At 39.2% G+C, this 13,138-nt stretch carries 9 protein-coding genes; 5 read left to right on the top strand and 4 right to left on the bottom strand.

The genetic code is table 11. From position 1 onward, the window contains the following. Positions 1-16: 16 nt before the first annotated feature. On the top strand, positions 17-1,213 hold the full coding sequence (locus tag CD126_RS10625; RefSeq protein WP_002471232.1) for an acetate kinase: 1,197 nt from the start codon (positions 17-19) through the stop codon (positions 1,211-1,213). A gap of 300 nt (positions 1,214-1,513) precedes the next feature. Here CD126_RS10625 and CD126_RS10620 read toward each other — a convergent pair whose 3' ends face one another. Next, positions 1,514-5,980, bottom strand: a complete 4,467-nt coding sequence (locus CD126_RS10620) for a putative mucin/carbohydrate-binding domain-containing protein (RefSeq protein WP_103370480.1) — start codon at positions 5,978-5,980, stop codon at positions 1,514-1,516. Between the two features lie 268 nt (positions 5,981-6,248). Next, positions 6,249-6,752 carry a universal stress protein gene (locus CD126_RS10615; RefSeq protein WP_002471230.1) on the bottom strand — a complete coding sequence of 168 codons (504 nt, stop codon included), beginning with the start codon at positions 6,750-6,752 and terminating at the stop codon, positions 6,249-6,251. A 144-nt stretch (positions 6,753-6,896) separates the two neighbouring features. On the opposite strand from CD126_RS10615, the gene ald reads away from it, so the two are divergent. Then, positions 6,897-8,012 (top strand): alanine dehydrogenase, encoded by a 1,116-nt coding sequence (gene ald / locus CD126_RS10610; RefSeq protein ID WP_002471233.1) that lies wholly within the window; start codon positions 6,897-6,899, stop codon positions 8,010-8,012. Between the two features lie 51 nt (positions 8,013-8,063). On the opposite strand, the gene CD126_RS10605 is transcribed toward ald, so the two are convergent. Then, on the bottom strand, positions 8,064-9,122 hold the full coding sequence (locus CD126_RS10605) for a M24 family metallopeptidase (protein WP_169931279.1): 1,059 nt from the start codon (positions 9,120-9,122) through the stop codon (positions 8,064-8,066). Between the two features lie 152 nt (positions 9,123-9,274). Between CD126_RS10605 and CD126_RS10600 the strand changes: the two genes are divergently transcribed. Beyond that, entirely contained in the window at positions 9,275-9,964 is a 690-nt protein-coding gene (locus CD126_RS10600; protein ID WP_049406172.1) for a metal-dependent hydrolase, read from the top strand. Positions 9,965-10,078: 114 nt separating this feature from the next. On the opposite strand, the gene CD126_RS10595 is transcribed toward CD126_RS10600, so the two are convergent. After that, entirely contained in the window at positions 10,079-10,492 is a 414-nt protein-coding gene (locus tag CD126_RS10595; RefSeq protein ID WP_049406170.1) for a universal stress protein, read from the bottom strand. 216 nt (positions 10,493-10,708) lie between these two features. Between CD126_RS10595 and CD126_RS10590 the strand changes: the two genes are divergently transcribed. After that, positions 10,709-12,001 (top strand): DRTGG domain-containing protein, encoded by a 1,293-nt coding sequence (locus CD126_RS10590; RefSeq protein WP_103370478.1) that lies wholly within the window; start codon positions 10,709-10,711, stop codon positions 11,999-12,001. A 196-nt stretch (positions 12,002-12,197) separates the two neighbouring features. Then, complete coding sequence (locus CD126_RS10585; protein WP_049406168.1) at positions 12,198-13,133, top strand: DHH family phosphoesterase; 936 nt, start codon at positions 12,198-12,200, stop codon at positions 13,131-13,133. Positions 13,134-13,138: the final 5 nt, after the last annotated feature.

Below are 13,138 nucleotides of genomic sequence, written 5' to 3'. Positions count from 1 at the left end.
ATTGGAGGCAGCGGGTATGTCAAAATTAATTTTAGCAATCAATGCTGGTAGTTCATCATTGAAGTTTCAACTTATTGAAATGCCAGAGGAGAAGTTAATCACCAAAGGTCTAATCGAACGTATTGGATTAGATAATTCTATCTTCAAGATTGAATTGAACGGTGAGAAGATTAAGGAAACGAAAGATATTCCTGACCACGACAAAGCAGTACACATCATGTTAGATAGTTTGAAAGAACATGATTTAATCAAAGATGTCAACGATATTGATGGTACAGGACATCGCGTTGTTCACGGCGGAGAGTCTTTCCCTAAATCAGCTTACATCACAGATGAAGTTGAACGTGAAATCGAAAGACTTAGTGATTTAGCGCCACTACATAACCCAGCAAACTTAATGGGTATTCGCGCTTTCCGTAAACTCTTGCCTGAGGTCCCACATGTAGCTGTATTCGATACATCATTCCATCAGTCTATGTCTCAAGCAGCATACATGTACAGTTTACCTTACGAGTACTATACAGATTATCGTATTCGTAAGTATGGTTTCCATGGTACAAGTCATAAATATGTGAGTCGCCGAGCTGCGAAACTACTTGATAAACCAATCGAAGACTTAAAGATCGTTTCATGTCATATCGGTAACGGTGCTTCCGTAGCTGCAGTAGTTAATGGTGAATCTGTTGATACATCCATGGGCTTCACGCCACTTGCAGGCTTAACGATGGGCACACGCTCTGGTAATATTGATCCAGCGCTTGTACCATTTATTATGGAAAAAACAGGTAAGACAGCAGCAGAAGTGCGTTATACTCTAAATAAAGAATCAGGTTTACTCGGTTTGACTGGTAAATTTAGTGACGTTCGAGATATTGAAATGGATGCCAAAAATGGTTGTGAGCGTTGTGAACTTGGTTTACAAGTTTATGCTCGTCATATTCACGGTTACATTGGTGCGTATGCGGCGCACATGCAAGGTGCTGATGTGATTATCATGACAGCTGGTGTAGGTGAACATTCTCCAGAAACGCGTGAACGTGTACTTCAAGGACTCGAATTTATGGGTGTGAAGTTAGATAAAGAGAAGAACCAAGCAATGACAGACGGTGAAGGTCTCATTAGTACAGATGATTCACCTGTGAAAGTCTTGGTAATTCCAACGAATGAAGAAGTGATGATTGCTAGAGACGTAGTGAAATACGGTGAAGTTTAATTTGCAAACTGTAATTGTGTGACTAGCATTCTGTCATATTGAAATGATATAGCTTGAGGTAAGTTGAAAGTGACTTATCTCAAGCTTTTTTAGTACGGCAGGGGAGGTAAAATGTTTGAAAAAGGTGACATGATTTAAATAGTATAGGCATAGGTTTAGTTAAAAAATGATATTAGAAAAAAATTATACATAATTCTTAGTAAATTAAAAACATCCCTTAAGTCTTCATGTAAGAGGACCTAAGGGATGTTTTGTGTTATTGAGTAGCTAATATATAAGTGATTGAAGTTTCGTTTGAACTTACTTTTGATCCGTAGATTTACGTTTTCTCCAACGTAAAGTAAAGATACCGGCGATTAATGCTATAGTGCCCCATAATGGACCATTATGAGATGCGCTTCCTGTATCAGGTAACTGAGTTTGAGGCGCTGAACTATCTTTGCTATCTTTAGCGTTCTGAATAGTTGGTGCTGCAATAGGTTGAATTGCTTTGTATTCAGGATGTTGAATTAATTCTGAATTAGATTTCAGATGATGATCTGACATAAGCGTACTGTTTATATCTGTATTCACAGATTGTGACGCTTGTGCTGACTGAATGATGTTAGGTTGATGAAGTGATGAAGATGTTAATCCATCCTGTAATACTGAATTTTGATCAACAAGGGCAGTTCCACATGTTCCACCAATCCATTGGTCTGTACCTTGAGTTGTTTGCGTTTCAACTTCAGTATGCGTCGTAGATGATTGTTCTACTGATGATGTTTGTTCTTGTTCAGTCGGCGTTACGATTGTAATAGGCGCTTCACTATCTTGATGTTGTTCTGGTTGAGGTTCTTGAATCGTCACTTTTCCTGGTTCGGATTCATCTTGTGACACATCATCAGATGGTTGAGTAATCGTTACATTACCTGGTTGAGGTGATGTTGGTTCTGATGGTTGGGTTGTATTGTTGTCTCCATGCGTATCATCTTTGCTATCCTTGCCAGGCTCGTCTGGTTGTTCGGAATCGCTAGGATTATTGTCGTTATCTCCTGGTTGCGTAGGTTGCTCATTGTCGCTAGGCTCGCTGCTATTGTCTCCAGGTTGTTCTTCGTTACCAGGCTGATTAGGTTCATCAGAATCACCAGGATTATTATCGTTCTCACTAGGGTGCGTTGTGTCTCCAGGTTGAGTTTGATCATTGCCTGGTTCTGATGGTTGTTCCTCGTCATCACCTGGTTGACTAGGCTGATCATCGTTACCAGGATCCACAGGATTTTCAGAGTTATTATCTTCGTTGCTCGGTTCAGTAGGTTGTTCAGGATCGCTCGGTTGTTCTTCGCTATCACCAGGCTCAGTAGGCTCTTCGCTACTGCCTGTGTCTTCATCATTTCCATGGTTGTTATCTTCATCGCCAGGTACGGCAGGGTCAGTCTCATCACCTGGCGCACTTGGCTCCTCCGAAGAACCAGGATCAGTTTCATTTTGTCCAGGCTCAGTAGATGCCTCATTTCCTGGATTGCTTGGTTGCTCATTGTCACCCGGTTCACTAGGATCTTCGTGTTCGCCTTCGCCAGGTTGATTATCATCATTTTCTGTTTGTTCGTCATCACCCGGTTCATTGTCGTTATCTCCAGGCTGTTCTGTGTCTCCAGGTTGAGTTTGGTCATTGCCTGGTTCAGTTGGTTCATCAGGATCGCCAGAATTATTGTCATTATTGCCAGGTTGCTCTTCGCTATCACCAGGTTGAGTAGGCTGCTCATCATCACCAGGATCTACAGGATTTTCAGCATTGTCATCATCGTTGCCTGGTTCAGAAGGCTGTTCAGAATCACCTGGATTATTATCATTATCGCCAGGCTGTTCCTCGTCATCACCTGTCTCAGTAGGGTCTTCACTATTGCCTGTATCCTCATCTTCGCCATTATTGTTATCATCATTGCCAGGTTCAGTAGGTTCTTCCTTGTGATTGTCATCATTTGCATCTTCTGATTCAATAACTCCCGTTTTTTCAAGAAGTTCACGATAGTCATTAATAAACTGCTGTTTATCCTGATCTTTTAAATTATTAATCTCAGCATACAAACCACTCACTATTTTACGACTATCGAGATCCGGATGTGCATCTAAATCAGCTTGTTTATTATCAAGTTCAGCTTTTAAGTTATCGATGTAACGTTGGTAGGCTTCATCTTCATCCGTTTTAGTTAAACCATACGGTGTGAAATGATACGTTGTCGTCTGATTTTTCGTTTCAAGTGCAGAAATAGGTTGGTTAGTGTTGTTATTACTAAATTTTAATCGTCCTGGTTCAGCATGGTAAATTTCAAGTGTGTCACCTGGTTGAACATCAACATCTTCAATGTTATCGCCAGTACGCGCTTGGTTACCAACCATCTCTTTATGATATTTCACTTCACCATTTTTATCTTTAATCGTCATCGTGATGTAGTTCGTTTTAAAATACACGTGAGGTGCCTTAAGTGAATCCGTAATCTTCACTTTATTTGTCGTCGGGTTATAAGTCAGACTCGCTACATTGTCATTGCTTAAGCCTAAGAAGTTCGCAACCTCTGAGTAGTTAGATTTCGCGTCAGCAGGGTAGTTAAGTTCTAGCTGATTATCTTCATGCGCTTTCATAACAATATATTCTGTCTTAGGTAATTTACCATCTGTAGTAAAAGGCGCTTCTACTTTATAAACACCCATAGGTACATCTTCAAAGTGTACTTGATTATCTTTGACTTGAGCCGTAGCAACTACGCGTTTGCCATCTAATAATCTAACTTCGGCATTATCTCGGAGTTGATTACCATTTAATTTCAAATCAATTGTAGAAGAGGCTGTTATACCCGCGTCTTTCAAGGCATCTGTCGAAACCAAATCATGACGAGATACCATATGTTCACTTTCTTTAATACGGTCCTGTTCAGCTTCGTCAGATGTAAGAAGTGATAATGGATAAAGAATCGTATTGCCTTGTTCGTAAATACGTTCTTTGACACTCTCGTTAACTGGTATACCGGCTAAATCGAAGTAGGGAACGAGATTGACATCACTCAAGTTGCCCCATTCTTCTGCAAGTTGATCGTTAATTGAGCGTTCTTTAACTTTGTTGCCCATTTGACGCATGTATTTATTAAATTTGATAAAGCTTTCTTCACCTGTACCGCGTACTAGTGTTGCCATAATGTTGAGTCGTGATTTAAATGATTGACGAATAAACTGATAATCATCGTCACTTTTCGTCATTTTATCTAACTCTTGTTTCTGATAGGCTTCTTGCTTACCACCATAAAGCCAGTCACCTTGTTTAGGATCTACCGTAGAAACCATCAAGTTACCGTAAATATTGTTCCAAGTTTCAAGTAAGACGATATCTGTCGCTGTGTTTGGATGTACGACATATCCATTGTAACCATGTCCTACTTCGTGTAGTAGTAACCAACTTCGAGATAGAAACGGTACGACTGAGTCACCATTTGTGGCTGTGTGATCTGGGTTGTAGTAAGCTGCGCCAGCACCTGTCTTATCTGCACGAATAAAGTATTGCTGTGGAGAGTTAGAATCAATATCACTACTGTCGTCAAGACCAAGCCAGTGGTCATAGTGCTTTAACATATCCTCATGATAATTGAGTGTTTCATCGAGAGATTTGAAACCAATAGGGTTCGTCGTGTTTTCCATATCAAGAACGTAATCTTTGTCGACATGAGGAATCAAGATTTGGGAATGCTCAGATTCTGCTACAGCAAACGCAGCGTCTGTCTCTTGCCAGTCACGTTTGAACTTCTCAATGTCTCCGTTTAATTTGTAATGAGGCATGTCGACACCTTTGTTACCTTCAACATAATATTCCACATCTACTGGGCCATCGAGATTAGAAGGTGTCTTGATGAAGAGCGCACCATCTTTAGAAGCTTGGATTTCATGCCATTGATTATCTAGTGCGAAATTGGTACGTGCATCACTTTTAGAGGAATCTGTAATTAATTCCGCTGTTAATTGTTTTTTATTCACTACATCTTTTGAACGGATATACGCTTTCGTGTTAGCAGGTACAACGATGTCCAAACTTTGACGCATGTGATTCTGTCCACGAAGCGTTCCTGCTTGTGCTGTATTATTTCCTCTGACAACATTTTTAATAGTCATCGTCTTCGTATTTTCCATAGGTGCTGAAGTTGTCTCTGGTGTTTCAGCATTCGAAGTTGCTCTAAGGATCGGTTGTGCTGAAGTTGGACGTTCTTGTTGTGATTCTGCAGCGTCAGTGTCGTTTGATGATGTATCTTGTTGTTGTGTGTGACCTGCATTATGTTCTTCTGAAGTGTCTCCTTGAGATGGTTGAGCTGAGCGTAGTTGATTATTTGATTGTTGTGTATCTTGTTGTGGATGTGATGAAGTTTGCTCACTTTCGCCCGCACCTTGTGAATCCTGATGTGGATTTACAGAAGCTTGCGTTGGCTGAACTGACTCAGGTTGAGTATTAACATTTTCTTCTTTTGAATGTGCATTGTTATTATGTGTTGAGTCAGAGCTTTGCGTTACTTTATTAAAGGAGTTAGAAGCTATAGCATCTGTGTGATTTGAAGCATCTCTTACTTGTGATTGATCAGATGATAACGTTGTTTCAGTATTGGGGCTATCTGCTTTTGAGTGATTGTCTGTTTGCGTTGAGCTTGCTTGTATTTCTGCTGCATAAGCGTCGTGAATATGTTCAGAAGCGACAAATGTTAGGCCTCCGACTACAGTTAAGCTTAATGCAAATTTATAAGTGTGTTTCATATTTATTATTAAAATCCCTTCGTTGTTGTATTCTTATCTATTATACCCATACTCCATTAAAATAAAAATGATTTTTTACAATATGATAGAAGATAACGGAAATTTTACAATTAATGTCAGGAAAAAGCGTTTTCACTAATAAACAGTTAATCGAGGTAAGCGCGTAAAAGAAAGGGCACGCACAACCGTCACCAGCATTTTAACCTGAAAAAAGACCAACTCCTTACAATAAAGAGCTGGTCTAAATAATAGATTATGACATTTAAACTTAGTGAGATTGATATTTCGCTCTGAATTCGTCTGTAGCAACTTGAGGTTGGAAGTCCTCAGGCATTTCTTCAGTACGAACTACGAGTACGTCACATGGAGAGTGGCGAACGATAGATTCAGAAACTGAGCCGACGATAAAGCGTTCGACAGCGTTAAGACCTGAAGTACCACACATGATAAGGTCAATGCCTAGTTCTGTAGCTAATTTCTTAGGAATAATCGCTTTAGGTGAACCAAATTCTAAACGTGTAGTGACTTGAGTAACACCAGCGTTTGTAGCGACTTCTTTGTAACCTTGTAGTAAGTCTTCAGAGAAGTTCTTAGATTTCTCAGTGAATTGAGCATCGTACACTTCATATGAAGAATATGTTCTAGAATCGATGACATTGACTACTGTGAGTTGAGCGTCGTTACGTTTAGCTACTTCAACAGCTTTGTTGAACGCCCATTCTGCTTCGTGTGATCCGTCTACAGCGATAAGAATATTTTTATAAGTTAACATCGCTTGTACCCCCTTCAGCTTTTCTTATTTATATTATACCACACTGATATAAATCTTAATAATAAGTATAATTGTAAAATTTTAACAACTTTGTGATTGCGCTTTCATGCGTTCCGCGTTACTATAAATTTGGAGGTGGAGAACATGATTATTGGTATTCCAAAGGAAATCAAGAATAATGAGAACCGAGTGAGCTTATCACCAAGTGGAGTTCACGCGTTAGTAGATCAAGGTCATAAAGTATTAGTAGAGGCATCAGCAGGTGAGGGATCTTATTTCGAGGATAAAGATTACGAACAAGCTGGTGCTACTATTGTGGATTCACAACAAAAAGTATGGGACGTCGACATGGTTATGAAAGTTAAAGAACCATTAGAAGAAGAGTACCAGTACTTTAAAGAAGGACTTATCTTATTCACTTACTTACACTTAGCTAATGAAGGTGAATTAACGAAAGCATTACTTGATAGCAAAGTTGTAAGTATCGCTTATGAAACAGTGCAATTACCAGATCGCTCTTTACCACTCTTAACTCCTATGAGTGAAGTAGCAGGAAGAATGTCTTCACAAATCGGAGCAGAATTCTTACAAAAATATAAAGGCGGTATGGGTATCCTGCTCAGCGGAGTGCCTGGTGTTGCTAAAGGTCGCGTAACAATCATCGGTGGTGGCCAAGCAGGTACAAACGCTGCTAAGATTGCTTTAGGTTTAGGCGCAGATGTAACAGTCTTAGATGTTAACCCTAAACGTTTACAAGAACTTGAAGATTTATTTGATGGACGTGTGCACACAATCATGTCTAACCCATTAAATATCGAAGAGTGCGTTAAACAAAGTGATCTCGTTATCGGTGCCGTACTCATTCCTGGCGCGAAAGCACCAAGTCTTGTAACTGAAGACATGGTTAAACAAATGAAAGACGGTTCAGTTGTTGTAGATATCGCAATCGACCAAGGTGGTATCTTCGAAACTACTGATAAGATCACTACACATGATGATCCAACTTATAAGAAACATGGAGTTGTACACTATGCTGTAGCTAACATGCCAGGTGCAGTGCCACGTACATCTACAATTGCTTTAAACAACGCAACATTACCTTACGCGCAACAAATTGCGAATAAAGGTTATGAAAAAGCACTTAAAGAAAACGAACCACTTTCTTATGGCTTAAATACAATTAACGGTAAACTTACTAACAAAGCAGTAGGGGAAGCGTTAAATCTTGATTACATTTCAGTCGAAGAAGGTTTAAAATAATATAGCATTTAAAAAGATTGTCCCGCTCATCTTCGAGCGAGACAATCTTTTTTAATGTTTCGGATAATTGGTTAAGCTACGTGCACCATCTTCAGTTATAAGAATATCGTCTTCAATCCGCACACCAGCTACATTTGGAACGTAAATACCTGGTTCGATGGTAATAACCATACCTGCTTCCAATTCATTATCATTCTGACTTGAAATGTCTTGATATTCATGTGCTTCGAGTCCTAAACCATGACCCAGTCGATGCGTGAAATAATCGCCGTAACCCGCTTTAGTAATAATATTTCGTGCAATATCATCGATTTTTGAAATCTTTTCACCTGGTTGAAGTGCTTCTATCGCTTGTGTTTGAGCATCTAACACAACTTGATATATACGCTGTGGTTCTTCAGATGGTGTGCCGAACGCCACAGTACGTGTGATATCACTGCAATAGTGGTTATAAACGACGCCAAGATCAAAGAGTACGTATTCATTTGTTTGCAAGCGACGGTCGCCAGGGATGCCGTGTGGAGATGCAGCATGGTCGCCAAATAATACCATCGTATCGAAACTCATCTCATTGACGCCATATCGCTTAATTTCGTGTTCGATATGATTGACGACTTCTCGTTCTGTACGTCCTTCTTCTAAATAGGCGACACCAATTTCAATACATTTATCCGCAAGTTCTGCTGCAATAGTAAGTTCCGCAATTTCACCAGTAGATTTATTGTTTCGTAGTTGCTTTAACGTGAGATCCACATCAGCAAATGTTTCAGTATGTAGATATTCAGCTAGCTCTCGTTGACGATGCACGGTGAGATGTTCTGCTTCGATGAGTAATTTAGGATATGTTTCATTTAGTTTACTTAATGGCGCATCAGTATCAAGATAACTAATCACTTCACCATCGTACGAAGAATTGTTCACATCAGCCACTTCCATTTGAGGACAGAACAACACTTGTTCACCAGAAGGCTTAACGAGTAGAGCGAAGAGACGTTCATTAGGATTGCTGTGATAGCCTGTGAGGTAATAAATATTAATCGGTCGAGTAATCCAAGCCCCATCTGCTTGTTCACGTTTGATTGTGTTAATTAAATTGTCTATTTTCATAATATTCACATCCCTGTTAGTTTTCTTTATTGTAAAATAACGGCTATCAATAATCAAAATGCGTGTTTATTCACTTGAAAAACACTGCTATAACGTTATAAAACACGAAGAGTAGGGTATAATACAAAGTAAACATGATTTGGGGAGGATTTATAATGAAGTTATCATTTCATGGACAATCAGCTATTTATTTAGAAGCAAATAACAAAAAAGTAATTGTAGATCCATTTATTTCAGGCAATGAACTATCTGATTTAGATGCAGATAACTTAGAAGTTGACTACATTATTCTTACGCATGGTCACGGCGACCATTTCGGAGACACGGTAGAATTAGCCAAGAAAAATAATGCGACAGTAATTGGCTCTGCTGAAGTGGGAGATTATCTTTCAACAAATAAAGGTCACGACAATGTGCGTCCAATGAATATTGGCGGTAAAGTCGACTTTGACTTTGGTACAGTTAAATTTGTTCAAGCTTTCCATAGCTCTAGCTTAACAGATGACAACGGTGTACCTGTCTATCTAGGAATGCCGATGGGTGTGATCCTTGAAGTTGAAGGTAAGACAATCTATCACACTGGAGACACAGGTTTATTCAGTGATATGAAATTGATCGCTGACCGTCATCCTGTTGACGTTTGTTTCATCCCAATTGGTGACAACTTTACTATGGGTATTGACGACGCAAGTTACGCAATCAATGAATTTATCCAACCTAAGATTACAGTTCCAATTCACTATGATACTTTCCCTTACATTGAGCAAGATCCTGAAGAATTTAAATCAGCGGTCAATGTCGGTGAAGTTCAAATCGTTAAACCAGGTGAAGATGTAGAACTTTAATCTTTTATTCACACGCAACATTCTATAAATAAAACGGCAATTTCTATTACTCCAACATAGAAATTGCCGTTTCTCTATGATTATAAATTTGTGGTACGAAAGAAAGTACGACGCTTATTTAACGATCAATACAGGGATGTGGGCACGTTTCGCGACTTTATGACTGACACTACCGAGCACGAATTTCTTCTTGTCTTCAGCTTTGCGGTTGCTGAGCACGACAATATCATATTTACCACTATTAGCCTGTTTCACTAGTTTCTCTTTCGCGTTACCTCTCACAATCATTTCTTCGTATTCAATGCCATAATCTTCTAACGCTTGACGCGTAGGTGCTAAACCTTTACTACGTTGTTCTGTCAATTTATCTAGATGAATACCTGATTTGATTGAGGCTTGCGCATCTTGCTCGCTGATCGCATTTAGGATTGTAACGACAGTACCTTCGCCCGCGAGTTTTGAAACTTCTTTCAAAGCTTTCTCATTCGTTAATTGTGTATCAACACCCAATAGTATATTTTTGAACATTGTTCATCCCTCCTCATCTTCATTTTAGTAAAATTTTGGCTCCTATTGCAATAAAATTGTTATACTTTTCAAATAAGTACACAAAAATTTTATTATCAGCTACTGTAGTGGTGTAAAAAATGCAAACATGAAAAAATTTTAGTTACATAAATCGCATTTCCTTGCATTAAAAGTTATAATATGAGTATCAAAACTAATAAACATGAGGTACAAAAGATGACTAAACATGAACAAATACTTGCACACATAGAATCGTTATCTGTTGGATCAAAAATATCAGTAAGAAAGATAGCTAAAGTCTTAAGAGTATCAGAGGGAACAGCGTATCGAGCAATTAAAGATGCTAGCCACATGGGATTAGTGGCGACTATAGATAGAGTAGGGACTGTACGTATTGAAAAGAAAGCTCGAGAACGTATAGAGCAATTAACCTATAATGAAATTGTATCCATCGTCGATGGAAAGGTCCTCGGTGGTAGAAGAGGACTTTATAGAACTTTAACGAATTTCGCAATCGGCGCAATGGAAGTCGATGACGTGATGAAATACTTAAGCTCCCATACATTACTCATCGTCGGCAATCGTCCGGAAGTTCAATACGAAGCATTGCAGAGAGGAACTGCTGTCCTCATCACAGGTGGTTTCAATACGTCTAAAAGCATTATCGACTACGCAGATAAATACGATATACCAGTGATTTCATGCAATTATGATTCGTATATGGCTGCAAATATTATTAACCGTTCATTATATAATAAGAAGATACGCACAGAAGTCCTCGTTGTTGATGATATCGTGAAAGATATTGATGAAACTTGTGTTCTCTTTGAAGGGATGACTTTAGAAGATTATAAATATTACGCAAAGACAACGGGACATTCCCGCTTCCCAATTGTCAATCGAGATTGGCGTTTAACAGGGATCTTGACGAGTAAAGAGATTATTAACATGCGCAATGGCGATTGCGTCGAGCAGTTTATGACACGGCCACCTATTTATGCGCAATTGCACACGACAGTTGCCAGTTGCGCGCACATGATGATTTGGGAAGGTATTGAACTTCTACCAGTCATTTCGCCGAGTAAAAAACTTGTCGGTGTCATTACACGTGAAGATGTACTGAAAGCGATGCAAGTGATTGGTCAACAGCCGCACGTTGGTGAAACCATTAACGATCAAATTGCGAAACATATTACGATTAATAATGATGGCATTCACTTACAAGTTTCGCCATTGCTGACTAATCAGTTTGGGATGTTAAGTAAATCAGTTATCGTAGCGATTATTGAAGAGACCATTCGTTTTGAAATGCGTAAGTATAAAAAGCTGGAAGTCATGATTGAAAGTTTAAATATCGTCTATATTAAATCGTTACCTATTGAATCAGATATTGAAGTGAATTATGAAATGTTCGATGTGGGACGTAACTTTGCTAAGCTAGAAGTTAACATGTCAAGTGGCACTCAGAAGGTAGCGAATGCAATCATTATGTGTCAGCTCATCGATTAGATGTACTTTTGTTGTAGGTTATTATAATAAAATCAGTAAAGTGACTCGAAACGTCTATAAAGCATTTCGGGTCACTCTCGTTATGTATGAGCTTGCACAGACATTTGATATAATGAAAGAGCATTTTAAAAAGAGATTAATACATGAAAGCAATAATTTAAAACCTAGGCGTGAATATATAGAGGAGGAAATTGGAATGGCCAAAGAATTTGAATTAATCATGGATCGTGTGAAGGAAAATGAAACGGTGATTATCCATCGCCATGTGCGACCAGATCCAGATGCGTACGGTTCGCAGTTAGGATTACAACGTTATTTACAACTCAAGTTTCCTGACAAAGCCATCTATACAGTAGGAGAAACTGAGGCTTCGCTCGATTTCATGGGAACAACAGACCAAATTGAAGATGATTTATATCAAGATGCGCTCGTCATTGTTTGTGATACAGCTAATGCACCTCGAATCAGTGACCAGCGTTACCAAAATGGTGCACATGTGTTGAAGATTGATCACCATCCAGCAACGGATCAATACGGTGAGGTCAACTACGTGAATGTAGATGCCTCTTCAACAAGTGAGATTATTTATGATATGATCACACATTTTAATGATCAATCTATAATCGATGCTGAAGTGGCACGCTTACTTTACTTAGGCATCGTAGGGGATACAGGAAGATTCCTCTTCAATAATACGACACCACATACGATGCACATTGCTGCTGAGCTCTTAAGCTTCGACTTTGATCACATGAAAGCCTTAAATCAAATGGCGGAGAAAGATCCGCGACTCTTGCCGTTCCAGGGCTATGTCTTACAGAACTTTGAGTTGAACGACCAAGGCTTCGCGAAAGTGCAAATCACTCAAGACATTCTTAAAAAATATGAACTTGAGCCGAACGAAGCGTCATTATTCGTTAATACGATTGCGGACATCCGTGGATTGAAGATTTGGGTCTTTGCAGTTGATGAGGGTAAAGATATACGCTGTCGCATTCGCTCAAAAGGTATTGTTATTAATGATGTGGCTAACGATTTCGGTGGCGGAGGTCATCCAAACGCTTCAGGCGTCTCTGTACGTGACTGGGATCGTTTCAACGAACTTGCTACTGCGCTCAATAACAAGTTGTAAAAGGA

It is taken from the genome of Staphylococcus pettenkoferi (genome assembly GCF_002902685.1).
Classification (GTDB): domain Bacteria; phylum Bacillota; class Bacilli; order Staphylococcales; family Staphylococcaceae; genus Staphylococcus; species Staphylococcus pettenkoferi.
This window is presented reverse-complemented; position numbering and strand designations above follow the sequence as displayed.